The 24,562-nt window shown below is 75.2% G+C and carries 21 protein-coding genes and 1 tRNA gene; 9 read left to right on the top strand and 13 right to left on the bottom strand.

The window, feature by feature from the left end; genetic code table 11:
• Positions 1-168: 168 nt before the first annotated feature.
• Both ACFWMZ_RS20550 and ACFWMZ_RS20545 read left to right on the top strand, forming a co-directional pair.
• Positions 169-2,622 carry a phosphoribosyltransferase gene (locus ACFWMZ_RS20550; RefSeq protein ID WP_383203277.1) on the top strand — a complete coding sequence of 818 codons (2,454 nt, stop codon included), beginning with the start codon at positions 169-171 and terminating at the stop codon, positions 2,620-2,622.
• The gene (locus ACFWMZ_RS20545; RefSeq protein WP_383203252.1) at positions 2,619-3,437 is read left to right on the top strand and encodes an HAD family hydrolase; all 819 of its coding nucleotides are present in this window, start codon (positions 2,619-2,621) and stop codon (positions 3,435-3,437) included. Before ACFWMZ_RS20550 ends, ACFWMZ_RS20545 begins: the two co-directional genes overlap by 4 nt.
• 602 nt (positions 3,438-4,039) lie before the next feature.
• On the opposite strand, the gene ACFWMZ_RS20540 is transcribed toward ACFWMZ_RS20545, so the two are convergent.
• The 4 genes from ACFWMZ_RS20540 to ACFWMZ_RS20525 all read right to left on the bottom strand — a co-directional run bounded on the left by ACFWMZ_RS20540 (position 4,040) and on the right by ACFWMZ_RS20525 (position 7,593).
• Positions 4,040-4,666 carry a DedA family protein gene (locus ACFWMZ_RS20540; RefSeq protein WP_383176496.1) on the bottom strand — a complete coding sequence of 209 codons (627 nt, stop codon included), beginning with the start codon at positions 4,664-4,666 and terminating at the stop codon, positions 4,040-4,042.
• Between the two features lie 211 nt (positions 4,667-4,877).
• Entirely contained in the window at positions 4,878-5,102 is a 225-nt protein-coding gene (locus ACFWMZ_RS20535; protein ID WP_383176493.1) for a zinc ribbon domain-containing protein, read from the bottom strand.
• A gap of 172 nt (positions 5,103-5,274) precedes the next feature.
• The gene (locus ACFWMZ_RS20530) at positions 5,275-6,669 is read right to left on the bottom strand and encodes a hypothetical protein (protein WP_383203248.1); all 1,395 of its coding nucleotides are present in this window, start codon (positions 6,667-6,669) and stop codon (positions 5,275-5,277) included.
• Positions 6,670-6,813: 144 nt separating this feature from the next.
• On the bottom strand, positions 6,814-7,593 hold the full coding sequence (locus tag ACFWMZ_RS20525; protein WP_383176487.1) for a DUF4097 family beta strand repeat-containing protein: 780 nt from the start codon (positions 7,591-7,593) through the stop codon (positions 6,814-6,816).
• 276 nt (positions 7,594-7,869) lie between these two features.
• Here ACFWMZ_RS20525 and ACFWMZ_RS20520 point away from each other — a divergent pair.
• Positions 7,870-7,944 (top strand) — tRNA-Val (locus tag ACFWMZ_RS20520).
• A 109-nt stretch (positions 7,945-8,053) separates the two neighbouring features.
• Here ACFWMZ_RS20520 and ACFWMZ_RS20515 read toward each other — a convergent pair.
• Together ACFWMZ_RS20515 and ACFWMZ_RS20510 are read right to left on the bottom strand one after the other, a co-directional pair.
• A complete protein-coding gene (locus ACFWMZ_RS20515) occupies positions 8,054-8,299 on the bottom strand; it encodes a DUF2277 domain-containing protein (RefSeq protein WP_383203246.1) in 246 nt (81 codons plus the stop codon).
• 55 nt (positions 8,300-8,354) lie between these two features.
• Positions 8,355-8,969 carry a DedA family protein gene (locus ACFWMZ_RS20510; protein ID WP_383176481.1) on the bottom strand — a complete coding sequence of 205 codons (615 nt, stop codon included), beginning with the start codon at positions 8,967-8,969 and terminating at the stop codon, positions 8,355-8,357.
• A 267-nt stretch (positions 8,970-9,236) separates the two neighbouring features.
• On the opposite strand from ACFWMZ_RS20510, the gene ACFWMZ_RS20505 reads away from it, so the two are divergent.
• Positions 9,237-9,881 carry a superoxide dismutase family protein gene (locus tag ACFWMZ_RS20505; RefSeq protein WP_383176478.1) on the top strand — a complete coding sequence of 215 codons (645 nt, stop codon included), beginning with the start codon at positions 9,237-9,239 and terminating at the stop codon, positions 9,879-9,881.
• A gap of 67 nt (positions 9,882-9,948) precedes the next feature.
• Here the strand turns inward: ACFWMZ_RS20505 and ACFWMZ_RS20500 are convergent, their stop codons facing one another.
• The 3 genes from ACFWMZ_RS20500 to ACFWMZ_RS20490 all read right to left on the bottom strand — a co-directional run bounded on the left by ACFWMZ_RS20500 (position 9,949) and on the right by ACFWMZ_RS20490 (position 13,567).
• Entirely contained in the window at positions 9,949-10,398 is a 450-nt protein-coding gene (locus ACFWMZ_RS20500; protein WP_383176475.1) for a DoxX family protein, read from the bottom strand.
• 713 nt (positions 10,399-11,111) lie between these two features.
• On the bottom strand, positions 11,112-12,776 hold the full coding sequence (locus ACFWMZ_RS20495) for an alkaline phosphatase D family protein (RefSeq protein ID WP_383176472.1): 1,665 nt from the start codon (positions 12,774-12,776) through the stop codon (positions 11,112-11,114).
• A gap of 137 nt (positions 12,777-12,913) precedes the next feature.
• Entirely contained in the window at positions 12,914-13,567 is a 654-nt protein-coding gene (locus ACFWMZ_RS20490; RefSeq protein ID WP_383176469.1) for an HNH endonuclease family protein, read from the bottom strand.
• Between the two features lie 395 nt (positions 13,568-13,962).
• Between ACFWMZ_RS20490 and ACFWMZ_RS20485 the strand changes: the two genes are divergently transcribed.
• Both ACFWMZ_RS20485 and ACFWMZ_RS20480 read left to right on the top strand, forming a co-directional pair.
• On the top strand, positions 13,963-14,403 hold the full coding sequence (locus tag ACFWMZ_RS20485) for a YybH family protein (protein WP_383203244.1): 441 nt from the start codon (positions 13,963-13,965) through the stop codon (positions 14,401-14,403).
• Between the two features lie 186 nt (positions 14,404-14,589).
• Positions 14,590-15,255, top strand: a complete 666-nt coding sequence (locus ACFWMZ_RS20480; RefSeq protein WP_383176463.1) for an HAD-IA family hydrolase — start codon at positions 14,590-14,592, stop codon at positions 15,253-15,255.
• Between the two features lie 150 nt (positions 15,256-15,405).
• On the opposite strand, the gene ACFWMZ_RS20475 is transcribed toward ACFWMZ_RS20480, so the two are convergent.
• The gene (locus ACFWMZ_RS20475; protein ID WP_383176460.1) at positions 15,406-16,488 is read right to left on the bottom strand and encodes a peptidoglycan-binding protein; all 1,083 of its coding nucleotides are present in this window, start codon (positions 16,486-16,488) and stop codon (positions 15,406-15,408) included.
• A gap of 208 nt (positions 16,489-16,696) precedes the next feature.
• Between ACFWMZ_RS20475 and ACFWMZ_RS20470 the strand changes: the two genes are divergently transcribed.
• A complete protein-coding gene (locus tag ACFWMZ_RS20470; protein WP_383203241.1) occupies positions 16,697-18,751 on the top strand; it encodes a DHA2 family efflux MFS transporter permease subunit in 2,055 nt (684 codons plus the stop codon).
• Between the two features lie 5 nt (positions 18,752-18,756).
• On the opposite strand, the gene ACFWMZ_RS20465 is transcribed toward ACFWMZ_RS20470, so the two are convergent.
• Together ACFWMZ_RS20465 and ACFWMZ_RS20460 are read right to left on the bottom strand one after the other, a co-directional pair.
• On the bottom strand, positions 18,757-19,305 hold the full coding sequence (locus ACFWMZ_RS20465) for a GNAT family N-acetyltransferase (protein WP_383176454.1): 549 nt from the start codon (positions 19,303-19,305) through the stop codon (positions 18,757-18,759).
• 127 nt (positions 19,306-19,432) lie between these two features.
• Positions 19,433-19,795: an antibiotic biosynthesis monooxygenase family protein gene (locus ACFWMZ_RS20460; RefSeq protein WP_383176451.1), complete on the bottom strand. Its 363-nt coding sequence runs from the start codon at positions 19,793-19,795 to the stop codon at positions 19,433-19,435.
• Positions 19,796-20,188: 393 nt separating this feature from the next.
• On the opposite strand from ACFWMZ_RS20460, the gene ACFWMZ_RS20455 reads away from it, so the two are divergent.
• Positions 20,189-21,286, top strand: a complete 1,098-nt coding sequence (locus tag ACFWMZ_RS20455) for a serpin family protein (RefSeq protein WP_383203274.1) — start codon at positions 20,189-20,191, stop codon at positions 21,284-21,286.
• A gap of 214 nt (positions 21,287-21,500) precedes the next feature.
• Complete coding sequence (locus tag ACFWMZ_RS20450; protein ID WP_383176615.1) at positions 21,501-23,603, top strand: bifunctional glycosyltransferase 87/phosphatase PAP2 family protein; 2,103 nt, start codon at positions 21,501-21,503, stop codon at positions 23,601-23,603.
• A gap of 211 nt (positions 23,604-23,814) precedes the next feature.
• Here the strand turns inward: ACFWMZ_RS20450 and ACFWMZ_RS20445 are convergent, their stop codons facing one another.
• Complete coding sequence (locus ACFWMZ_RS20445; protein WP_383176448.1) at positions 23,815-24,219, bottom strand: transglycosylase SLT domain-containing protein; 405 nt, start codon at positions 24,217-24,219, stop codon at positions 23,815-23,817.
• Positions 24,220-24,562: the final 343 nt, after the last annotated feature.

Raw genomic sequence — 24,562 nt, 5'->3', positions numbered from 1 at the left:
GGGCGCACCGGAATGCCGAAGTCCGACCGCCTGACGCGCGCGGGCACCGCCCTGACAGCCCGGCCGTGTCAACGATCACAACAGCACAAGAGGTACGCGGCGCCCGTCGGGCGCACGCTGGAAGAGCGCCCGAGGGCGTGCCCCGAGAAGAGAGAAGTGACGAACGACGTGGTGTGGACCGGAACCTGGGTCTCCGACCGGCTCGGCATAGAGCTGGCCGGCGACGACGAGCTGCGCGGCCTCCTCGGCCTGGCGCTGCGCCGCAACCCCAAGCGGGCGCATCTGCTCGTCTCCGGAGTCCTCGGCAAGCACGTGCCGCAGCGGCCCTCGGTCGTCCACGGCCACGGCGTCTCACTGGGCCGCCGCGTCCGCGCTCTCCTCGGCCCCGAGCAGGCCGCCCGCGCGGTGGTCCTCGGCTACGCGGAGACGGCGACCGCGCTCGGCCACGCCGTCGCCGACGGCCTGGAGTCCGCTCCCTACCTGCACTCGACCCGGCGCCCGGTCGCCTCGGTGCCCCGCGCGGGCGGCTTCGAGGAGTCCCACTCGCACGCCACCTCCCACCTGCTGCTCCCCGAGGACCCCGCCTTCTTCGACCGGGGCGGTGAGGCGGGCCGTGGGCCGCTGGTCCTGGTGGACGACGAGTTCTCCACCGGCAACACCGTCCTCAACACCCTGCGCGACCTGCACGCCCGCCATCCGCGCGCCCACTACGTGATCGTCGCCCTGGTCGACATGCGGGCCCCCGGCGACGCGGACCGCCTCGCCGCCTTCGCCGAGGAGACCGGCGCCCGGATCGACGTCGTCGCCCACGCCCGGGGCACGGTCCGCCTGCCCGACGACGTCCTCGCCCGGGGGCTGCGGCTCGTCGAGGAGCAGGACGGCCGCGCCCCCGCCGCCCCCGCGCCCCCCGAATCGGTCGCCGCCCCCGTCCGCCTGGAGCTGGGCTGGCCCGCGGGCGTGCCCGACGGCGGCCGCCACGGCTTCACCCCGGACCACCGGGCCCGCCTCCAGGATGCCCTGCCCGCCATGGCCGACCGGATCGTCGCCGGGCTCGGCGGCCCCGAGCAGGCCGGTCGCGTCCTCGTACTGGGCTTCGAGGAGCTCATGTACGCGCCGCTGGTCCTCGGCCGGGTGTTGGAGGAGGCCGGGCTCGACGTGCGGTTCTCCACCACCACACGCTCGCCGGTCCTCGCCGTGGACGACCCCGGCTACGCCATCCGCACCCGCCTCACCTTCCCGGCCCACGACGACCCGGCCGACGGGCCCGGTGAGCGGTACGCGTACAACGTCACGGGCGGCGGCTTCGACACCGTCCTCGCCGTGGTCGACAGCGTCGCCGACACCCCGGCGCTGCACGCCCCGGACGGGCTGCTCGCGCGGCTGGGCACCGCCGCGCCCCGGGTCGCCCTCGCTGTCATACCGGCCCGCACCCCCGCACCTCGCACCTCCGCGCCCCCCACCGCCGACCGGCAGGAGCCCACCGTGCTGCCCGACCCCCTGCGTGGCCCCGAGTTCTCCTCGTACGAGCCCGACGACGTCGGCTGGCTGCTCCAGGACCTCTCCGCCGTGGCGCTGGAGGCGCCCGTCGAGGAACGCGAGGAGGCGGTGCAGCGCGGTGGGGCGCACTACGCCGAGTCGCTGCCGGTCGAGTACCAGCCGACCGAGGAGTACCAGGAGCTGTACCGGGACGCCCTGGCCGGGTCTGCGGCGCGTATCGCGCGAGCCGTCGGCACCGTCACCGAGCTGGTGCTCGCCGAGCGCTCCCCGCGGCCCGTCCTGGTGTCGCTGGCCCGCGCCGGTACCCCGGTGGGCGTGCTCATGCGGAGGTGGGCGCTGCGGCGGCACGGCGTGGAGCTGCCGCACTACGCGGTGTCGATCGTCCGCGGCCGCGGCATCGACGCCAACGCGCTGCGCTGGCTCGCCGCCCACCACGACCCGGCGGACGTGGTCTTCGTGGACGGCTGGACCGGCAAGGGGGCCATCACCCGGGAACTGGCCGACGCCCTCGCGGAGTTCCCCCGCTTCAACCCGGAGATCGCGGTCCTCGCCGACCCCGGCTCCTGCGTGCGCACCTACGGCACCCGGGAGGACTTCCTCATCCCGTCCGCCTGCCTGAACTCCACCGTGTCCGGGCTGATATCGCGCACCGTCCTCCGCGCGGACCTGGTCGGCCCGAGCGACTACCACGGGGCCAAGTTCTACCGGGAGCTGGCCGGCACCGACGTGTCCCGTGCCTTCGTCGCGGCGGTCGAGTCCCGCTTCGACGAGGTCGCCGAGGCCGTGGACGAGCAGGTGAAGGAGGCGGTCGCGGCCGACCGCGCCCCCACCTGGGAGGGGTGGGCCGCCGTCGAGCGGATCAGCGAGGAGCAGGGCATCCACGACGTCAACCTCGTGAAGCCGGGCGTCGGCGAGACCACCCGGGTCCTGCTGCGGCGCGTCCCCTGGAAGATCCTGGCCCGCCGGGGCGCCGACGCCGACCTCGCCCACATACGGCTCCTCGCGGAGCAGCGGGGCGTGCCGGTGGAGGAGCGCGACGACCTCCCGTACACCTGCGTCGGCCTCATCCACCCCCGCTACACGCGGGGCGCCACCGGCGCCGACGGCAAGGCGGTGGGCGCGTGACCACCCTCGTCGCCAGCGACCTCGACCGCACCCTCATCTACTCGGCCGCCGCCCTCGGCCTCACCGGCCCGGACGCCGAGGCCCCCCGGCTGCTCTGCGTCGAGGTGTACGAGAGCCGCCCCCTCTCCTACCTGACGGAGACCGCCGCCGGGCTCCTCGCCGACCTGGCTCGCGGGACGCTCTTCGTCCCCACCACCACCCGGACCAGGGAGCAGTACCGCCGCATCCGGCTGCCCGTGCCCACCCCCGGGTACGCGATCTGCGCCAACGGCGGGCACCTGCTGGTCGACGGGGCCACCGACGAGGAGTGGAACCGCTCGGTCCGCCGACGGCTGGATTCCGAGTGCGCCCCCCTCGCCGAGATCAGCGCGTACCTGCGGACCACGGCGGACCCCGCCTGGCTGCGCAAGGAGCGCGTCGCCGAGGACCTCTTCGCCTACCTCGTCGTCGACCGGGCCGAACTCCCCGCCACCTGGCTCAAGTCCACCGCCGCCTGGGCGGAGGAACGCGGCTGGCAGGTCTCCCTCCAGGGCCGCAAGGTCTACGCCGTCCCGCGTCCGCTGACCAAGAGCGCGGCCATGCGCGAGGTGGCCCGGCGCTCCGGCGCGGACACCGTCCTCGCCGCCGGGGACTCCCTGCTCGACGCGGACCTGCTGCTCGCCGCCGACCGCGCTTGGCGCCCCGGCCACGGCGAGCTGGCCGAAGTGGGGTGGACGGCCCCGGACCTCACCGTCCTGCCCGAACAGGGCGTTGCGGCCGGGGAGGAGATCCTGCGCCGGTTCCTGGCGGCGGCGCGGACCGACGGCGAGGGCTGAGCCGGGGGCCCGACGGCACGGCTGGCCGTCCCAGCTCGGTCATCGGCCCGGGGCCCAGGCTGCCTGCTTGGGGGTGAGGAAGGTCTGCGGCCGCCGCCGAGGTCCCGCGCGCCCGCCGCGACCGACGCGCGAGTCGCGGCGGGCCTCCTCGCCCCCATGGTGCCGCCGAGACGTCCCGGCGGAGCTTCGTCCAGCCGCCTCGACCTGACCAGGGGCTTCTCCCTCGTGTCCAGGGCGGAGAGGAGGTAGGCCGGGGACTTCGGCGCCATCGTGCCGCCCGGGCTCCAGGCGGTTTTCCGCGGTGCGGGCCGCTGCGGAGAACAACGCCACCGCGAGGAGCGGTGCGATGCGCCTGCGAGCCGTCACCTCGCCGGCCTCCTCGCCGTGCTGCGCCCCCGGCACGCTCCTCTCCTCCCGGACGCGGATCACGGCCGCGGCGCCCAGGAACGACCACCGGCGACATCGCCCCAGCTGAAGAGAGGCGCCCCTGCGCGCGACACAGCCCGGCCGGCGGCCGAAAGTCCGGGGCGGTCCGGGCAGCGAAAAGGGCGCCCGGCCCGGGAAAACCCCGTCCGAGCGCCCTGCGCCGCAGCCGCGCCGGCTCAGCCGCGTCGCTGCCCGCCGCCCGGGCGGAAGACCCGCACGGCGAGGAAGAGCAGGACGGCCACGGCCGCCACCACGAGGACGACCTTCGAGTACACGGAGACGTACCCGGTGACCGCCTCCCAGTTGTCGCCGAGCAGGTAGCCCGCCATGACGAAGAGGGTGTTCCAGATGGCGCTGCCGAGGGTGGTGAGCCCGAGGAAGACCGGCAGGGGCATGCGCTCGATGCCGGCCGGGACGGAGATGAGGCTGCGGAAGATCGGCAGCATCCGGCCGAAGAACACCGCCTTCGTCCCGTGCTTGGTGAACCACGCCTCGGTCTTCTCGATGTCGGCGACCTTCAGCAACGGGATCTTGGCGGCGATGGCCACCGTCCGGTCCCGGCCGAGCAGCGCGCCCACCCAGTAGAGCGCCAGCGCACCGACGACCGAGCCGACCGTCGTCCAGATCAGCACCGCCACCAGGTTCATCTGACCGGTCGCCGCCGTGAATCCGGCCAGCGGCAGGATGACCTCACTGGGGATCGGCGGGAAGAGGTTCTCCAGCGCGATGGCGATGCCCGCTCCGGGCGCGCCGAGGCTCTCCATCAGACCGGTGATCCACTGAGGTGCGCTGCTGTCGCTCATGGCGGCCACGCTAGAGCGCCGAAGCTGAAGAGTTCCTGAAGCCCGCCGGGCTCCTCCCGATCACTCCGGTTTCCCCCGTACGCGGGGTTCTCCGTCGTGGCGCCGGGGTGTCGGGGCGCCGGGCCGCAGTGCGGAAGGCTCCCTCGCCTATGATCCGCGCCCGCCGCTCCCCGAGGTGCACGGCGCGCGCCGGGGCCCGGCATGCCGCGCCTCAGCCGCAGCACCCCCCGCCGCAGCAGCCGCCCCCGCCGCCCGAGGGGGCGGGCGCCGGACCGGAGGAAGCGGCGGCGGAGCCGCCCACGGCGACGGTCGACAGCAACTTCACCGTGTCGCCGTGACCCGCCGGGCAGGCGGCCGGGGCGGAGGACTCGGCCATCGGACGGCTGAGCTCGAAGGTGTCGCCGCAACTGCGGCAGCGGTATTCGTAACGAGGCATGCGGCCCAGGCTAGCCGCCCGGCGGGCGGCGGCACCGGTGGAATGCCGCACCGGCTCCGCGGTACGGGCGCCGCCCCGGGCACGGCCCGCCACCGGGGCCGAGGAACGACAGAGCCTGCGCGCCCCGGTGCGGGGCCGCCCGTACGCCCGCCAGGAAGCGCCGTGCGCCCGCTCAGCTCCCGCCCCGCTCCTCGCGTATCCGGGAGACGACCTCGGCCACCGTGGTCCGGACCGCCTCCGTCTCCGTCAGGAAGTGCCAGTAGTCCGGGTGGCGCCCCTCCAGGCCCGCCAGCGCGTGTTCCAGGCGCGCCACGGAGGCGTCGAGCGGACCGGCGTGGCGCGGATCGGGGGTGTGGCGCCCGGCCATCGCCAGGCGTTGCGCGTCCCGGATGGCGAAACGGGTCCGCTCCACCTCCTGCTGCGGGTCCTTCGCCACCTCGTTGAGCTTGCGGAGGCGGTCGCCCGCGGCGGAGACGGCCTCGTCCGTGGTGTTGAGCAGCGCCCGCACCGTGGAGAGGAGGGCGGTCGCGTCCGGCCAGCGCTGGGCCTCCCGCGCCGTCTGCGCCTCCCGGAGCTTCGCCTCGGCCTGCCGGACGCTCTCCGCCGCCTGTTGGGGGACCGGTTGGAGGTCCTGCCAGCACGCGGCCGAGAACCGCCGCCGCAACTCGCTGAGGACCGGCTCGACCTGACCCGCGCGGGTCGTCAGGGCCTGCGCCCTGGTCCGCAGGCTCACCAGCCGCCGGTCGATCTCGGCCGCGCGCTCGGGCAGCCGCTCGGCCTCCGCGCGGACGCTCTCCGCGTCCCGCAGCACCTGGTCGGCCCGGTGCAGCGTCTCCTGGACGCCGTGCCGGCCCGCGCCCTGGTTCAGCTTGGTCAGCTCCGGGCCGAGAGCGGCCAGCCGGGCGGCCAGGTCGTCGGCGCGCAGCCCCGCCTCGCGGGTGGCGTCCAGGGCCTGACTGGCGGCGAGCAGCGCCTGCCGGGCCCGCTCGACGGCGGGGGCCAGCCGCGCCAGTTGGGTCTCCGCCTGGTCGAGCAGGGGGGCGAGGCCGCGCTGGAACCGGTCGAGCTCCTGGCGTACGCGGACCAGGTCGTCCTTGGCGCGGGTCAGCTGGGTCCGGGCCTGGGTGGCGACCGACGCGTCCAGGTCGTCCCGGTCCAGGTCGTGGGCGTCGACGGCCTCGATGTAGAAGTGGCTGACCTCGTCGATGCGGTGGCCGAGCGCGGCGAACTCCTCCAGCGCCTGCCGGGCGGCGGGCGAGGGGTCGACCGCGCCGATGGTCTCTATGGAGATCCGCAGGTCGCGCTGGGCGGTGTCCAGCTCGTAGAAGGCCGCGGCCGCCGCGTCCTTGGCGGCCTGGGCGTCCGCCCGCTGGCTCTCCCCGCGTCCGCCGAACCACCGCCGGGTCCCGCCGCCGGTGAACGCGGCGGGCACCGCCGCCAGCAACAGGGGCACGGGGAGCAACGCCAGGGTGAGGGCGTCCCGCAGGGCGGAGCCCCGGCGGGCCCGGCCCCCGGACGGGGTCCGGCTGCCTGTCGGTGTGTACGGCCGCGAAGGTGTCGCCGTCATCCCTCTCCCGTGCTGGTTCCGCCCTGCCCGGAATCATTCTCCCACCGGTTAATGACGAACACGGAGGCCGGAAAGTTCGCGCACGGTGCCGCGTGTTGTCCCGGCGTGCGCCCGCGCACGCCGCCAGGCCCCGTCGCGGCGGGGTCAGCCCGCGGGCCGCACGGTGACGTTGCCGTCCTCGGCGGTGACGGAGACCACGCGGGAACTGCTCGGGTCCTCCAGCACGGAGACGTTCGCCCGGCCGTCCTGGACTGCCGTCCGTACGCGGTAGGCGGCCTCGGGGAGCTCCACCGTGACCGAGCCGTCCTTGCTCCCGGCGTCGATCCGCTCGGGCGCCTCGGCCATCGAGAGCAGCAGCGAACCGTCCTCGGTCCGCGCGCGGACGGTGGGCGAGGAGACGGAACGGGCGGTGATCGCGCCGTCGGTGCTGCGCAGGTCGAGGGGGCCCGAGACGTTCTCGACGGTCAGCCGGGCGTCGGAGCCGTGCAGGGTGAGCGGTGTGCTGAAGCCCTTCGCGGTCACCGAGCCGTCCTGGGTCCGCAGGGTCACGGCGACGTCCGCCGGGACCTCGACGCGGTGCTTGGCGTCGCAGGTCGTGATGAGGCCGCTGCAGGTCACCCGGAGCCGCAGCTCGTCCCCCTCCACCGTCCAGTCGGCCCGCGGCGTGGAGCCCAGCACCGCCCGCCCGGTGAACCAGCGGGTCACCCGCACCTCGTCGCCGTCGCCGACCACCAGCTCGATCCGCGAGTCGTCGGAGTCGACGGTGAGGGTGCGCCCGGGCAGCGCGAAGCTCTTGTGTTCCGGCTCGGCCCCGCCGTCGGCGGAGGCGTCCCCGGCGCAGCCCGCGGTGAGCAGGGCGAGGGCGGCCGCACCGGCGGCCGTCGCCGCCAGCCGCCAGGTCCGCGTCGCCGTCCGTACGCTCATGAGCCACTCCTCCTGGTCGGACCGCCGTGTCCGGCAGGCGCCGGCGGTCCGCCCCGGAGCTGCCCGAAGCCCGCTGCGGCCGGGCTCCCTCATGGTGCAGAACCCTAGGAAGGCGCGGCCCCGGGGAACATCCGGCGGGCCACCGGCTCCGGCTCCGGCGGGCCACCGGCCCGGGGTGGGGACAACCCCCGTACGCGGTGCGTCGGCTCCCGTTCCCGAGGCCGGAACGGGTTTGCCGGGCAGCCGCGACGGCAGGGTAGGCTGTCGATTCGTCCCGGGCGCGTAGCTCAGGGGTAGAGCGCTGCCCTTACAAGGCAGATGTCGGCGGTTCGAAACCGTCCGCGCCCACCAGCCCGAGGCAGGGGGAAGGCCCGGACTTCCGGTGTGACACCGGGGGCCGGGCCTTCTTCGTGTTCCGGTGCGGCCGCCCGGCCGGCGGCGGGCCGTTCCGCCACCGGCTTCAGGCGTCCTGCGCCTTCCGTTGGGCCGGAGTCCCTGACCCCCGTACCTCCAGCCCCGCGAGCAGCGCGCGGGTGGCGTCGGTGACGGCCTCGACGGCGGTGTCGAACACTTCCTGGTTGTGCGCGGCCGGGGCCCGGAACCCGGAGACCTTGCGGACGTACTGAAGGGCGGCGGCGCGGATCTCGTCCTCGGTCGCCTCCTCGGGGAGCGCGGGTGGACGGAGGGTCTTGATGCTGCGGCACATGCTTCCAGTGTCCCGCGCGCGGGCCCGGCCTGTCCGGTGCTCCGGGCGGGACGTTTCAGCGGGCGGGTGCGGGGCGGCGTATCAGGTAGGCGGCGCCCGACCCGGCGGCGAAGAGGGCGAGCACCGAGACGCCGGTGGCGAGCCAGTTGGCGCCGAGCCAGTGGCCGCCGAAGTAGCCGAGGCCCACGCTGTAGCAGGCCCAGGCGACCCCGGCCACGGCGGACCAGGGGAGGAAGTCGCGGGTGCGGCGGTCGGTGGTGGCGCCGGCGCCGAGCGACATCAGCGAGCGGCCCGCCGGGGCGAAGCGGGCGAGGATCACCAGCAGGCCGCCGCCGCGGGCCAGGGCGCGGCCGAGGCTCTCCTGGCCGTCGCGCAGGCGGCGCGAGCGGGCGAGGGCGCGGTCGAGGCGGACGCCGCCGCGCCGGGCCAGCCGGAAGGCGGCGAGGTCGCCGAGGACCGAGGCGGTCGCGGCGATGGCGGTGAGGGCGACGATGTCGGGGACCGCGTGCATCTGGCCGGCGGCGCCGGTCCCGGCCGCCGCGGCGGTGGCCGCGGCGATCACCAGGACGCCGCTGGGCAGCAGTGGCAGGAAGACGTCCAGCAGCACGGAGGCCGCCACGACCGCGTAGATCCACGGGCCTGCGGTCAGCGGCCCCATGCTCTCGAACACCCAGAACTCCCCGGTACGGACAGCTCCGCGATGTCGCGGGGAGCGGCAGGAGCGGCTGTCCCTCGACCGCCAAGGTTACGCCGCGTGGGACGCGCGGTGACGGTGGGGCGCACGGTTGTTCGTCACAGAGGCTTCGCCCGTGCTTCACCACTCGGCCGTCACCCGTCCGGGTCAGCCGATGCGGTGTACGGGCCGGTAGTCCCGTAGCAGTGAATCCGATGCGTACGTGCCCGCCGCGGGCACGGTCGGAGACGAGGAGTGAGCGCGATGGGTGCTGGGACCGCGGGACTGCTGGCCGGAGCCGCGCTGGCCGCGCTGGTGACCGCTGCGGGGACGAGCGGCGGTGCGGCGCCGGAGCCGGTCGCGGCTCCGGTCATGGGCGGGCTGGTGGCGGCGCCCCGCGACGGGGCGTCGGCGGCGCGCTGGGCGCGGAACGAGGCGCGGTTCGCTCCGGTCGGCGCCTTCGTGCCGTCGAAGGCGATCACCTACGACCTCGACCTGCTCCCCGCCGCCGCGTGGATCAGGGTGGGCCAGGCGGTCTCGCGGGAGGGCACGACGGTCGTCGCCGAGGTGCGGGGGCTGCGGCCGGGCCGCGCGTACGGGGCGCACGTGCACACCGGTGTCTGCGGCGCCGACCCGCAGGCCGCGAAGGGCCACTACCAGTACAAGGTGGACCCCGTGCAGCCCTCCACCGACCCCGCCTACGTCAACCCGCAGAACGAGGTGTGGCTCGACTTCACCACCGACGCCGAGGGTGCGGGCCGTGCCGCGGCCCAGCACCGGTGGGGGTTCCGGCCCGGGGAGGCCGCCTCCGTGGTGATCCACGACGAGCAGGGCGGGGCGGGGGCGCGGCTGGGCTGCTTCACCGTGCCGTTCGTCTCGCCCGACGACGCTCCCGGCGCCCGGAAGTGAGGGCCGCCCCGGACCGTCCGGTCGGCGTGGGGTGAGGCGGACGGTCCAGGGCGGGGCAGGGGCGGGATCAGGCCACGCTCGGCGTGCGGTCCCGCGCGGGGGGCGGGGCGGCGGCGGTCCGTCCGCCGAGCACGCGGTCCAGCCCGAGGGCGCCGGAGCCGGTGAAGACCAGGAGCAGCAGGGCCCAGCAGAAGACCGCGGAGAGCTCGCCGCCGTTCTGCAGCGGCCAGAGCGCGTCGGGCTGGTGCACCACGAAGTACGCGTACGCCATCGACCCGGAGCTGACGAAGGCGGCGGCGCGGGTGGCGAGACCCAGGGCGACGAGGCCGCCGCCGACCAGCTGGATGAGGGCCGCGTACCAGCCTGGCCAGGCACCGGCCTCCAGGGTGCCGCCGCCCCGGGCGCCGCCGAGGACCCCGAAGAGGGAGGCGGCGCCGTGGCAGGCGAAGAGCAGGCCGATCACGATGCGGTAGAGGCCCAGGGCGTAGGGCTGGGCGCCGTCGAGACGGGTGGTCATGGGGAACTCCCTCGGCTGGAGTGGGGTGGAGCCGGGCGGAGGAGCGGGGGATGCGCCAGGGGCCGGACGGGCCGGACGGGCCGGACAGGCCCGAGGGGCCGGAGGGGCCGGAGGGGCCGGGAAGGGGAAGGCCGGGTTCCGGGCAGGTACGGGTGGCGTCGGCCGTACGGGCGCCGGTGCTGGGCCCGGCAGGGGGCTGCCGGTGCGGCGTGCGGTGGGAAACGGTCCGGGGCGCGAGCTGAGCGGGGTGTGAGTGGGGTGGGGCGCTTCTGACCAGCGGGACTGTTATTTGTCTAGACCAAGTCGGCGGGGCCGTCAATCAACGGGGGCCGACATCGGCCGCTCCCCCTCCGGGCCGTGGCCGACACGTGCCCCGTGCACGGGTGGGGCGCCGTGGCGGGCCTGGGGCGCGGTGGCCCGTGAATGGTCTAGGCCGGTAGCTGCGGTTCCCTGCCGGTGGTTCGTTCGCCGCACACGGGGCGGGCGCGGGGGTGCGGCGCACCGGCGGTACGCGTGGGAGCGCGACCGCCGGTGCGCCGGGCATGGCTGAAAAGGGACGCTGCGGGAGGGGGCGGAGGCACAGGTGCGGTGGGTGCGCGAGGGCGGCCGGAAAGGTGGGGCGTACTCCACCGGCGCGGCCGCCCCGGGGGCGCGGCGCGCTTCGGCGAGGCGGTGCGAGGCGCCCGGCGGGGAACCTGAGCCGACCGGGCCCCTCAGCCGTCCAGCCGCCCTTCCCACACCCGCTCCAGCCGGGACGGCCCCCGGCCCGGGCGGGCCTGGTCCAGGTGGAGGTCGGCGCGGCGGCCCTGGAGGGCGAGCGTCATGAGCTGGTTGCCGAACCAGGGCCCGCCCGACCGCCGCCAGGTGACGGGGGCCCGCCCGGTGCGCCCGTGCCGGGCGAACACCCTCCCCAGCAGGCGGCCCGCCCCGCTCCAGCCGACCCGGAACCCGGCCCGTATCGGCAGCGGGATGGCGTTGTGCACCGGGGAGCAGGTGAGCTGGTGGACCCGGCCCCGGGTGGGCGGGGCTGTCCGGGACGCGACGGCGGGGCGGCTCTCGGCGGCGTAGGCGTGATGGACGTCGCCGGAGAGGACGCAGACCGTGGCGGGGCCGCCGGGGGCGGTGGCGGCCTCCTCGGTGAGGCGGGCGAGCCGGTCGAAGGAGGCGGGGAACGCGGCCCAGTGCTCCAGGTCGGCGGCGCGCCGCAGCCATTCGCCGAAACGGGCCCAGCGGGGGCCGCGCTCGCCCCGGCAGAGGGCGGCGTTCCACCGCTCCGCCTCGTGGACCAGGCCCGGGAGGAGCCAGGGCAGGGAGCTGCCGATCAGCAGGTGGTCGTGGCCGCCCGGGTCGGTGAGCGCCTGCTCGCGCAGCCACTCCTCCTCGGCGGGGTGCAGCATGGCGCGCTCGTCCTCCGCGAGGACCCGGGCCATGCGGGTGTCGACCATCAGCAGGCGGACCCGGCCCAGGTCGCGGCGGTAGCTCCAGCGGGTGCCCGGCCGGTCGGCGTCCGCCTGGGCGGCGAAGGAGCGCAGCGCATCGGTGCCGTCGGGGGCGGAGCGGACCGCCTTGTACAGCGGATCGACGGCGAGGTCGGCGGGGGTCAGGTTCCCCAGGTGCTGGTAGACCCAGTACGACATCAGGCCGCTGACGATGCGCTCGTGCCACCAGGGCGTCTCGCGCATCTCGGCGAGCCAGGAGGCGCTGGTGTTCCAGTCGTCGATGACGTCGTGGTCGTCGAAGATCATCAGGCTGGGCACGGTGGAGAGCAGCCAGCGGACCTCGGGGTCGGTCCAGGACTCGTCGTAGAGCCGCGTGTACTCCTCGAAGTCGGCGACCTGTTCGCCCGGGGGTTCGCCGAGGTCGCGCCGGGAGGCCATCCAGTCGCGGGTCTCCGGTGAGGTCTCGTCCGCGTAGACCTGGTCGCCGAGGAGGAGCAGGAGGTCGGGGCGGTCCCTCCCGGTGCCCTCGGCGATCCGGGCGGCGAGGGCGTCGAGCGCGTCGGGCCCCAGCGGGCCGTTCTCGCCCGACGGGGGTGAGGACCAGCGGCAGGAGCCGAAGGTGACGCGGATGGCGCGGGTCCCGTCGGCCTCGTGCGGGGCGGTGCGGATGGTGGAGGGCGGGAAGGGCGAGTCCGGCGGCGGCCAGACCCGCTCGCCGCCGAGGCGCACCTCGTACGGGGTGTCGCTGTCCGGGGGCAGGCCGGTGACCTGGACCAGGGCGTAGTGGTGGCCCTCGACGGAGAAGGTCGGGGCCGAGCCGCCGCCCTCGCCGCCGGGGCAGTGGACCTCTGCGGTGCACGGACGGTCCGCCTCCACCCACACGGTGGCGGAGTCGGTGTCGGTGTACCGCAGTACCGGTCCCAGGCGCAGCCCGGCCAAGATGGCTCCCTTCGTCAGCTCACACGGTACGGAACGCCTCCGGGGTGGAGCGAGGTTCCCGGTTCCGGTTCCGTGCCGACGAGGGGGCCGGGCCGGCGGCGGAGGCGTGTCCGCCGCCGGCCCGGGCGGAGCCTGGGTCAGCAGCTGTTGAGAGTCGACTGGAGGGCGGACTTCTCGGCGGAGTCGACGCTGAGTCCGTAGTGGTGCTTCACGTGGACCCACATCCGCACGTACACGCACGTGTACGAGGCGAGCGGCGGCATCCACTGGGCCGGGTCCTTGTCGCCCTTGGACTGGTTGACGTTGTCCGTGACGGCGATGAGCTGGGGGCGCGTCAGGTCGTTGGCGAGCTGCTCGCGCTCGGCGTTGGTCCAGCCGCTGGCACCCGAGCGCCACGCCTCGGCGAGCGGGACGACGTGGTCGATGTCGACGTCGGAGGCCTGGGTCCAGGTGGCCCCGTCGTAGGCGGAGTCCCAGGTGCCGGAGACGGCCTTGCACGCGTCGTCCTGGGTGACGCCGGTGCCGTCGCGCTTCAGGACGACCTCGCGGGTGTCGCACTGGCCGCTCTGGGTCGACCAGTGCGGGAACTTGTCCCGGCTGTAACCGCTGGAGGAACCTTCCGCCTTCTCCGTCAGACCGGAGAGGTACGTCTTGGCGGTGGCGACGCTGACCGGGGTGGGGGGAGCGGCCTGTGCCGGGGAGCCGGAGAGGAGGGCCGCGGAGGAGAGGACCGCGGTGAGCGCGGCGAGGGCGGCGGGCCGGATGCGGCGACGCGCGTAGATTCCTGACATGCGAACTCCCTGAGGTGTGGGGGACGACAGCCGCTACCGGCCCGTCGGGCCCGGCCATCCTGGCGCCCGTGGGTTTCGTGAGGGTGGGCGTCAGGTAACAGAGTTGCGTCATGCGCACGACACATCAAGAGGTCTGGCGGAAGGTCATCCTCCTTTCGGAGCAGCCGAATTGGCGTACGTGGTGGTGTGTCCCGGCATGGGGGAGTGGGTTCCGCGCCTACGGGGCGCACCGGTCGGCCGGCGTGTGCGACGGGGCGCGCGGGGGGCGTGCGAAGGGTTTGCCTGTTCCGTTCCTCGTCCGCGCTTGACCTCAAGCGGAGTTCGGGTCGGAGTCTTGGCGGCGAGGGTCGGCCGGTGGGCCGGCCACCCCGGCCCGCCCGTCGAGGAGGACCGGCATGCCCGGCACATCGGCGCAAGAGGCCGCCGTCCGCGAGGTCGTCGCGGACGCGGGGAGGTGCCAGAGCGACCCGGACCGCTTCCTTCCGCTGCACGCCCCTGACGTGGAGATCGTCAAATTCGGCGGTCGGCGCGTCGTGGGGCGGGAGGCGTTGGAGGCGGCGATGCGCGCCGCACTCGCCTCGCCGATGGCCGACGTGACGACCGCGGTCGAGATCACGGGGTTCCGTTTCCCCCGACGAGGTCACGGGGGTCCGCTCCCCCGGGAGGGCGTCGCCGTGGTAGCCGCCGTCAAGCGCGCGCGCGACGCCCGGGGGGTGGCTGCCGAGGGCGGTCCGGCGCTGCCCGCCGCCTCGGGTCAGCTCACTTGTCTGCTGGTCGAGGAGGCCGACGGAGTCTGGCGCGTCTCCCTCGCCCAGACCACGCCGACCGCGTTCTGACGGCCACCGGCCTCCGTTCCCGAATGCCGGAGGCTGGTGGCGTTCAGCGGGTTTGTTTTGTATGGTGAAGAAACAAAGTGATCCCGTCCGCACTCCCTGACCGGCGGGCGGGGTCACTTGTTCACCGAGCCACGCCGGCGGGGGGCGTCCGACCGTCGGACGGGCCCAACCCGTCTGGAGCTGCCGATGACGGCGACCCGTACCGTGCTGACCGCCCGCGCCCTGCTGCTCGACATGGACGGCACGCTGGTCGACTCCGACGCCGTGGTGGAACGCTGTTGGCGCCGCTGGGCCGCCCGGCAGGGGCTGGACGAGGAGCACGTACTCGCCGTCGCCCACGGCCGCCAGGGGTACGCCACCATGGCCGAACTCCTCCCGGGACGCCCGATGGAGCTCAACCACGCGGACAACCGCGCCCTGCTCGCCGAGGAGACCGCCGACACCGACGGCGTCGTCCCCGTCCCCGGCGCCCCCGCCTTCCTCGCCGCCCTCGCCGGTGTGCCGCACGCCCTGGTCACCTCGGCCGACGACGCCCTGATGCGCAGCCGGATGGGCGCCGCCGGGCTGGGCCTGCCCGAGCTGCGGATCACCGCCGAGCAGGTGGCGGCGAGCAAGCCCGACCCCGAAGGCTTCCTGAAGGGCGCCGCCTCGCTGGGCGTCGACCCGGCCGACGCCGTGGTGTTCGAGGACTCGGCCGCCGGGATCGCGGCCGGACTCGCCGCGGGCATGCGCGTCGTCGGCGTCGGGCCCCGGGCGGCCGCCCACGCCCCGACGGCGCACGTCGCCGATCTGCGCGCGGTGCGCGTGGAGGCGGGCGGCGACGGGACGGTCCAGCTTCACCTGGGTGGCTGACCGGGAGTCACCTGCTGTATCGCTGACCTGTGTCGCCGTCAGGGGCTGGTCAGCGCGCGGGGCCCGACCGGGCCCCGCTTCCGTCTGAGCAGCTGACGGCCGCCCTCTGTCAGGCCGGCTTCCCAAGCCACCCCGGCGCCTGCCCCCTCGTCACGGCTGCGAGGTCTCGCTCTCCAGTTGCCTGCGGGTCGGCTCGTCGTACACGCCCAGGTTGTCGCGGAGGCCGCGCGCCCACTGGAAGACCCGCAGCGCGTCCTCGACGCGCCGGTCGAAGTCGCCGTCGGCATCGCCCCGGTAGAGGTGCAGCTGCCGCAGGCGCTGCTGGAGCTCGCGGACCTGCGGGCCCGAGTCGCCCCGCCGCAGCACCGGCTCCTCCCGGGGCGGCTGGTCGGAGGAGGGCGTCGAGGACGGCTCGGCCGGGGGCGGGGGCGCCGACGGCTTCGGGGCCGCCGGGCCGTCGGGCCCCGGCGCCGCGGTCGGGGAGGCGGCCGGCTCGTCGCCCGCCGCGGCCGACGACGGTGGCGCCGACGACGGGCCGGCGGACGGGGAGGCGGAGGAGGACGGTGCCGAGGAGGCGGAGGCCGACGGGGTCACCGGGCCCGGGGCGACGGAGTGGGGGGCGGTGGCCGACGGCGTCGGCAGGGCGCGTTCCTCCCGCTTCTCGTCCGGCAGGGAATCGGTGGCGACCGCGCCCGCCAGGGCCACCACCACGACGGCGCCCGCCGACACCCCGAGGATCGCCGCCCGCCGCCTGCGGGCCGAGCGGGCCGCTGTGCGCCTGGGCCTGGCGGTGGAGGGCGGGGGTGTGATGTCGGGGGCGTCCGTGCCGGGCTGCCCCTCGGCCGCCCGGCCCCGCTGGTCCGGCGGAAAGAGGTCCAGGTCGGAGACCTTCGGCAGGGGCGCCGTCGTGTCGTGTGCCTGCCCCGGCAGGGAGACGGCGCCGACGACCGGGGGTGGCGTGCGGCCTCCGGGCGCCGCCGCGGTGGAGTCTTCGCCGCCGGCCGGTCCGGGCGCGGGCCCGGCCGGTCCTTCGTAGCCGTGCGGGGGCGGGGCCTCGTACCCCTGCCCCGGGAGGAGGGGCGGAGCTTCGGTGGGCTGCGGGCCGAGATACGGACGGACCCGTTCCCGGTGGCCGCCCTCGAAGGCGCTCCCGGCGGCGCACCCGCATGCCGGGCCCGGGCCCTGGCCCGCCCCTGGTCCCGCGCCGCCGCACTCCGTGCACCGCTGGCTCATCGCTGCCCCCTCCTCGGCCGCCCGACTGACGCGATTATGCCGACGCCACCGCGGTGTGCGCCCGGGACCCCGGAGAAGACCCCGTCTCGACAGGCCGTAACGGGACGCAACGCCCAGGATGGAGACAGGCGACGGCCTGTCGCCGGAGCGGCGGGCGGGCGCGGTGCCCGGCGGGTGCGCCGCACGGGAGGAAGCACGGGAGGATGCGATGGGTCAGGACGCGACCGGGAACACGGCTCCGGGACCCGGGACCGCGGTCGACGGACAGCCCCCGCCCCGGGTCCTGGTGTCCATCGGAGCCCTGCTGCTGGGCATGTTGCTGGCCGCCCTCGACCAGACCATCGTGGCCACCGCACTGCCCACGATCGTCAGCGACCTCGGCGGGCTCAACCACCTCTCCTGGGTGGTGACCGCCTACCTCCTCGCCGCGACGGCGGCCACCCCGCTCTGGGGGAAGCTCGGCGACCAGTACGGGCGGAAGAAGCTGTTCCAGACCGCCATCGTGATCTTCCTGGCCGGCTCGGTCCTCTGCGGCGTCGCCCAGGACATGCCGCAGCTCATCGGCTTCCGCGCCCTCCAAGGACTGGGCGGCGGCGGGCTGATGGTGCTCTCCATGGCCATCGTCGGCGACCTGGTGACGCCCCGGGAGCGCGGCCGCTACCAGGGCCTGTTCGGCGCGGTCTTCGGCGCGACCAGCGTGCTGGGACCGCTGCTCGGCGGCGTCTTCACCGAGCACCTCAGCTGGCGCTGGGTCTTCTACATCAACGTGCCGCTCGGGGGGATCGCCCTCGCCGTCATCGCCGCCGCCCTGCACATCCCGGTGCGCTCGACCCGGCACGTCATCGACTACCTGGGGACCTTCCTGGTCGCCGCGGTCGCCGCCTGCCTGGTCCTCGCGGCCTCCCTCGGCGGCACCACCTCGGCCTGGAGCTCCCCGCAGATCATCGGACTCGCCGTGCTCGCTGTCGTCCTCGGCGCCTGGTTCGTCGCCGTCGAGCGCCGGGCCGCCGAGCCGGTCCTGCCGCTGCGGCTCTTCCGGATCCGCACGTTCACCCTCTCGGCGGTCATCAGCTTCATCATCGGTTTCGCCATGTTCGGCGCGATGACCTACCTGCCGACCTTCCTCCAGGTGGTCCGCGGCATCAGCCCGACCCTCTCCGGCGTGCACATGCTGCCGATGGTCGTCGGCGTCCTGCTCGCCTCGACCCTCTCCGGCCAGCTCATCACCCGCACCGGCCGCTGGAAGGTCTTCCCCGTCGCGGGCACCGGCATCACCGCCGCCGGGCTGCTCCTGCTGCACCGGCTGCGGCAGGGCACCGGCGACCTGGAGATGAGCCTCTACTTCTTCGTCTTCGGCGTCGGACTGGGCCTCGTCATCCAGGTGCTCGTCCTCGTCGTGCAGAACGCCGTCCCCTACGAGGACCTGGGCGTCGCCACCTCGGGGGCGACCTTCTTCCGTTCCATCGGCGCCTCCTTCGGCGTGGCCGTCTTCGGCACGATCTTCACCAGCCGCCTCGACACGAAGATCACCGACGTGCTCTCCGGCCGCCCGCTGCCGCCCGGCGTCGACGCCGCGACCCTGGAGGCCGACCCGCGCACCGTCGCCGCCCTGCCGCCGCAGCTCCGCGAAGAGATCCTGGGCGCCTACTCCACCGCCATCACCGACGTCTTCCTCTACGCGGCCCCGGTCGTCCTGATCGCCTTCGTCCTCGCCTGGTTCTTCCACGAGGACCCGCTGCGCGGCGCCGTCCTCGCCCCCGACCAGTCCCAGACCTACGCCGGCAACCCGGTCGAACGCACCTCCCGCGACGAGGCCGCACGCGCCCTCTCCCTCCTCGGCAACCGTGAGGGCCGCCGCGAGGTCTACCGCGACATCACCGCACGGGCCGGTGAGGACCTGCTTCCCGTGTCGAGCTGGCTGCTGCTGCGCATCCGGCGCCACGGCTCCGTGGAACCGGCCCGCCTCGCCGAACACAACGCCGTGCCGCTCCACCTCGTCAACGCCGCCGCCCGCCAGGTGGAGGAGCGCCACCTCGCCCGCCGGCTCGGGCTCGAGCTGTACCTCACCGGATCCGGCGAACAGGCCGCCGAGCGCCTCTCCCGGGCCAGGGAGGAGGCGCTGGCGGAACTCCTCGGCGACTGGTGGGGGCCCGAGCGCCCCACCGACCTGGTCGAGCTCGTGCACCGGCTGAGCGAGGAGCTCTGCGGCTCCGACGGGGAACGGCCGCACAACGGCGCCCCGCCCGCGCGCGAAGGGGGCTGAGCCGGTCAGCTCACGGCGGGGGCCAGGCGCTTGGCGTACCAGCGTTCCGCGTAGGGGCCCGCGTGGTACGCCTCGGTACGGGTGAAGCCGTGGCCCTCGTACAGGCGGTGCGACTCCACCAGGTCGTGGCGGGTGTCCAGGACCAGCCGGGTCGCGCCCAGCGCCCACCCGGCCGCGTCGACCGCCGCCATCAGCGCGGAGCCGCCGCGGCTGCCCCGGGCGGACGGGTGGACGAAGACCCGCTGGAGCTCGGCGGTCCCGGGCTCCAGCAGGGCCAGCCCGGCCGTTCCGGACGCCTCGCCGCCGAGCCGCGCCACCAGCAGCAGACCGCGTGGCGGCACCAGTCGCTCCGGCCCGCCGTCGGCCGCGATGCCGCGCGCCAGCTCATCGGGCGGCGTGTCACGCCCTTCACGGAGCCGGAACCAGCGGTCGCTGACCTCGGTGTAGTACGCCGCCCAGAGCGCACGGGCGTCGGGCGAGTCGGCGGGTTCGGGCGCGACGGTCCAGGCGCCCGAGGTCACCGGGGGGACGGGCCAGGGGGAGGGTGCGGTCATGGGGGCATTGTGAGGTGGGCGGCGGCTCACCCGCCCGGGGTTTTCGTGTTCCCGGCCGGGGCGGGCCGGGTACCGCGGGCGGTGGGCCGGGTGGCGCGGGCCCACCGCCCGTTGAGGCGAGGCCGGGTCAGGACTGCTTCGGGGCCGCCTGCTGGACGACGTCGAAGGACCACAGGGTGGAGCCGGAGGCCGCCGGACGCGGACGCTCGCCCTGCGGGGCCTCACCCTGCGGGGCGTCGCCGCCGGGACGGCCGCCACCCTGCTGATGGGCGGCCTTCATCGGACCCTCCATCCACGCCTGGAACGCCGCCTCGTCGCGCCAGCGGGTGTACACCAGGTACTGGTCGGTCCCCTCGACCGGACGGAGCAGCTCGAACCACTCGAAGCCGTCGGAGTTCTCCACCGCGCCCGCGCGGGACGCGAAACGCTTCTCCAGGACCTCACGCTGCTCGGCGGGCACTTCCAGCACATTGATCTTCACGATGCTCATAACGCCCATCCTGCCCCACCGCTCCGACGGCCCGGGCACCGAGGCCGACAGGACGGGAAGACGCGGCGGTACGGAGAGGGGCGCAGGGGTGCGGCAGGGAGTGCGGCGGGGCGTCGGGCCGCCGCACTCCCGGGAGTGGCGGAAGCTTCGCCGGCCGCACCCATGGTCACTGTCAGTGACAGGTCTCATACTGGTCCACAGATCGCGGGCGGCTTCGGCCGGCCGTGGCGCCATGCGGCACCGGCGCGGCCTGCGCACGTGCCGGAGGCCGGGGAAGAGGAGGGGAGCGGTATGAAGTGGACCGGGAGCGGTACGCGTGGGACCGGGTCGGCCGGGTCGGGGGAGCGGACGGCCGGATGCCCCGAGAGTGAGGTGACGGGCTGGGCGCGCTGGGTGCGGGAGCTGGCGATCCGCTGGCTGCCGCTGGCCGGGCGAGGCGACTTCGCCCTCTCCCCGGTCGGCCTGTGGCTCGCCCTGGCCGCGCTCTCCGTGGGCGCGCGCGGCGGCACGGCGGCCGAACTCCGGCGGCTGCTCGGGGTCGACGGCGCCACGGCGGCCCGCGCGGTGGCCAGGATCGCCGCCACCCTGGACGCCACCGGCGCGCTGCGCCACGCCACCCGTATCTGGAGCCGGGTGCCCCTGGAGCCGGGGTACGTGGAGGCGCTGCCCGGCGTCGGCTGCGGCCCGATGGACGCGGCGGCTGTCGACGCCTGGGTGCGGAAGGCCACCGACGGCATGGTGGAGCGGCTGCCCCTGCACCTCACCGACGCGACCCTCCTCGTCCTGGTCGACGCGCTGGTGCTGAAGGCGCGGTGGGCCGACCCCTTCTCCGGCTCGGCCACCCGGCCACGCGACTTCACCGCCGGGAACGGCACGGTCCACGCCGTCCCCACCATGCACCGGAGCTTCCCGGCCACCCAGGCGTGGACCGCCCGGGGCGAGGTACGGGTCCTCGACCTCGGCTGTGCCTCCTCCGGGCCGGAGCGTTCGCCCGCGCGGGTCCGCTTCGCGCTCGGTCCGCCCGGCGCCCCGCCCGCCGACGTGCTGGCCGCCACCTGGGCACCGTCCACCGCGCGGACCCCGCTGGACGCCGGCCTGGTCGCCGTCGCCCTGCCGCGCCTGGCGCTGCGGACGACCCGCGACGCCACCGGTGACGTGGCCGCCCTCGGCGCGCCCACGGCACTCACCGACGCGGCGGATTTCGGCGGGCTCTCGCCCGTGCCGCTCGCTCTCTCCCAGGTGGTCCAGGAGAGCGTGGTGCGGGTGGCCGAGCACGGTGTGGAGGCCGCCGCGGTGACGGCGGTCGCCACGCGGTTCGGCGCGCCCCCGCCACCGGACCGCGTCGAACACCTCGCCTTCGACCGCCCCTTCGGCATCGCGGTGCTCGACAGCTCCGGCACCCTTCCCCTCTTCACCGCCTGGCAGTCCGGTGCCCCCGAGGACCCGGGCGCCGAGGCGGAGGGCGGCGGCGCCGCCCGGGAGACCCGGTGAGGTCCCGGGCTCGGGGAGGCGGGCGGGAGGGCGGCGTGTCGATGTCCACCGGCACCCCCGGCCCCGGCAGGCCCGGGCGGACGGGCGGACCGGCACAACCCGCTCGCGGTTTCCGCGGTCCTGTTGTGCAGTGCCGGGGGATGCCGGGAACCGCCGGGGGCGGACGGAGCGAGAGTGCAGAGAGCGGCGGGAGAGGCGACGGAGCGTGGCGGAAGTGAAGAGAGAGGGCGGCGGCCTCGCGGCGGCCGGCGGGGTCCCGGTGCGGGGCGGCGGCGGGGCGGGCACGGCCCGGCTCCTGTTGTGGCTGGTCGTGGCGGTGCTCGGCATACGGCAGTTGGTGGCGCTCCTGCGTCTGCCGCCCGGCGAGCGCTTCCTCGATCTGGAGGCGTGGGCCGCCTTCGGCGGGGTGGCCCGGCCGCCCGGCGAGCTCTACGCGGACGGTGCCTTCTCCGGCACGCCCTTCGCCGCCCTGGTCCTCAGCCCGCTGAAACGCGCCGGTGAGCAAGGGCTGGGGCTGGGCTGGACGTTCGGGACGCTGCTGCTGGTCGTCGCGGTCGGCGTGGTCGCCGCCCGAGCACTCCCCCGGCCCGTGCAGGGGCGGACGGTGCTGCCGGCGGTCCCGGTCGCGGTGGCCCTGCTCCTCCTCTCGCTGCCGGTCCGCAACACCTTCTTCCTCGGCCAGACCAGTGTCCTGCCGGTTCTCCTGGTGCTCCTCGGCTGCTGCGTGGCACGGGACCCCCGCGCCCGCGGTGCGCTGATCGGAGTGGCGGCCGCCTTCCAGCCCGCCCTGCTGCTCTTCGCCGTGCTGCTCTGGTGCACCGGCCACCGCCGCGCCGCCGGGTGGACGGGCGGGGTCTTCGCCGCGGCCGCCGCACTCGCGTGGGCGGCCCTGCCGGGGGACTCCGCGGTCTACTGGCTCCAGCACCCGGCCGGGCTCGGGCTGGCCGATCCGGCGGCGGTGGCCAACCAGTCGTTGCACGGGGCGATCCTGCGCCTCGGGCTGAGCGGCCCCCTCGCGCTGCTGGTCCTGCTCGGCGCGGCCGGCGCGGTCTGCTACTTCGGGCTGCGGCGGGCGGTGCGGTACGCCGGGGACGGGCAGTTGCTGCTCGCGGTCGCCCTGACCGGCTGCGTCGCCGTGGCGGTCGCCCCGGTCTCCTGGCAGCACCAGTTGCTCTGGGTGCTGCTGACCGTGGCGGGGCGGGCGGGCCGCAGGGCCTCCGACCGCTACGTGTGGCCGGTCGCCGTCGTGCTGGTGATGACCCTGCCCGCCAAGATGCTCCTGCCCAACATGGAGCTCCTCTTCCCGGTGCGGGACAACATCCTGCTGGTCACCGCCGTGGCGGCCGCCTGCTGCGTACCGTTCCTGGGGCGCGGCCAGGAGGAGTTCGCCCGGCCGCGGCCGACCGTCCACGCGCCTCCCGGCCCGTCGAAGCTGAGCTGGGTGCCGCTGCTGCCGTTCTGGCGCCGGGTCCTCACCCGGCCCAACCTCCTCCTGGAACTCCTGCTCATACGGGTCGGCTACTCCGCCTACTCCCAGGTGCGGATGGCCGCGGCCGGCAGCCGCGGCACGGCGGAGGCGCACGGCGAGCAGATCCACGCCATCGAGCAGGCGCTCTTCCTCGACATCGAGCACTGGGTCAACCACGCCGTGGTGCGCACCGGTCGGCTGGAGGAGTTCCTCAACTTCTACTACACCTCCTTCCACTTCGTGGTGCCGCTGACGGTCCTCGCCGTGCTGTACGTCCGAAGGCCCGACGCCTACCGCTGGGCACGGACGGCGCTGGGCTTCGCCACCCTGCTGGCTCTGCTCGGGTTCTGGCTCTATCCGCTGGCGCCGCCCCGGCTCATGCCGGAGCTGGGCTTCATCGACACGGTCCACGGCGTGCAGGACTTCAGCCGACCGGACTACGGCTCCCTGACGGCCTTCACCAACCAGTACGCGGCGATGCCCTCGCTCCACTTCGGCTGGTCGCTCTGGTGCGGGGTGGTCGTGGTCGCGCTGGCCCCGAAGCTCTGGATGAGGCTGCTGGGGCTGCTCCATCCGTTCTTCACCGTCTGCGCGATAGTGGGCACCGCCAACCACTGGGTGCTCGACGCGGTAGGCGGGGCGGCGGTCGTGGCCGCGGGCTTCGGCCTGGTCCATGTCCTGGCGGGGCCCCGGCCTCGACGGCGTACGGGGGCGGACTCCCCGGCGGAGGCGGGCTCCTCGGCGGAGGCGGTGGAGCACGCGGAGGCCATACCCCTGCGGGAGGGGGAGGCTGGGGCGTCGCCCTCGGAGGCGGCGGGGGAGGGGGAGCGGGTGCCGAGCCCGGGGTGAGGCGCGGCCGCGAGGCGGGGGAGGGGCCCCGTCCGGGCGGGGTGGCGGGCGAGGCGGTTCCGCGGCGCGTGCTTCTCCCGGGCCGCCCCAGGGCATGCCGAAGGGCGATACCCCTCGATGAGGGATACCGCCCTGGGGACCGGCGTGGGGGACCCGGCGTGGGGGCCGGGCGGGCACCACCGGGGGTGGTGCGGAGCCGGAGTCGGGTGGCTCAGTACCAGCCGTTGGCCTGCCAGAAGTCCCAGGCCGCGGCTGGGCTGCCGTAGCGGTCGTTCATGTAGTCCACGCCCCACTCGATCTGGGTGGCGGGGTTGGACTTCCAGTCGGAGCCGGCGGACGCCATCTTGTCGGCGGGCAGGGCCTGGACCAGGCCGTAGGCGCCGGAGGACTCGTTGGTGGCGTGCGGGTCCCAGCCGCTCTCACGCTCGACGATGTTGCTGAACGCCTGGTACTGCGCATCGTCCCCGATGATCTGCTGGGCGACGGCCTGCGGTGATCCTTCGGCCGCCTGGGCCGGAGCCGCGGTGAAGGCCAGGCCGGCCGCGGAGGCGGCGAGGGTGGTGCCCACGGCGATCTTCTTCGGGGTGGCCAGGCGTCGCATGGTGACGAAGGACAAGGAAGAACCTTCCAAAGGGGACGAGGAGTGTCGGCCGCCGACCGGGAACGGTGCGCCGGAGCTCGTACCGGCCGGTGCGTTCGGCGACGTCACCAGTGATAGCCGGGCCGCCGTTCGCCTGGCAATGCCCCCTTTTACTACGGAGTCTCGGAGAAGGGAGAAACGTCCCTTTCGGGGCGCGCGGGGTTCCTCGCAGGTGGAGAGCGGCCGACCGGGGGTGGGTGGCGGTGCTGTGGCTACTAAGGCGCCTAGGTGTATTGACCCGCAGCGTTGTTGACGCGGCTGATGGGTGGGTGCCCGTCGAGTGCGGTGTGGCAGCGGTGGTGGTTGTAGGTGTGGAGGA

Origin of the sequence: Streptomyces sp. NPDC058373 (genome assembly GCF_042723275.1) — a bacterium.
Classification (GTDB): domain Bacteria; phylum Actinomycetota; class Actinomycetes; order Streptomycetales; family Streptomycetaceae; genus Streptomyces.
Note: the sequence above shows the minus strand (reverse complement) of the source record. Positions and strands in the feature narration are given on the sequence as shown.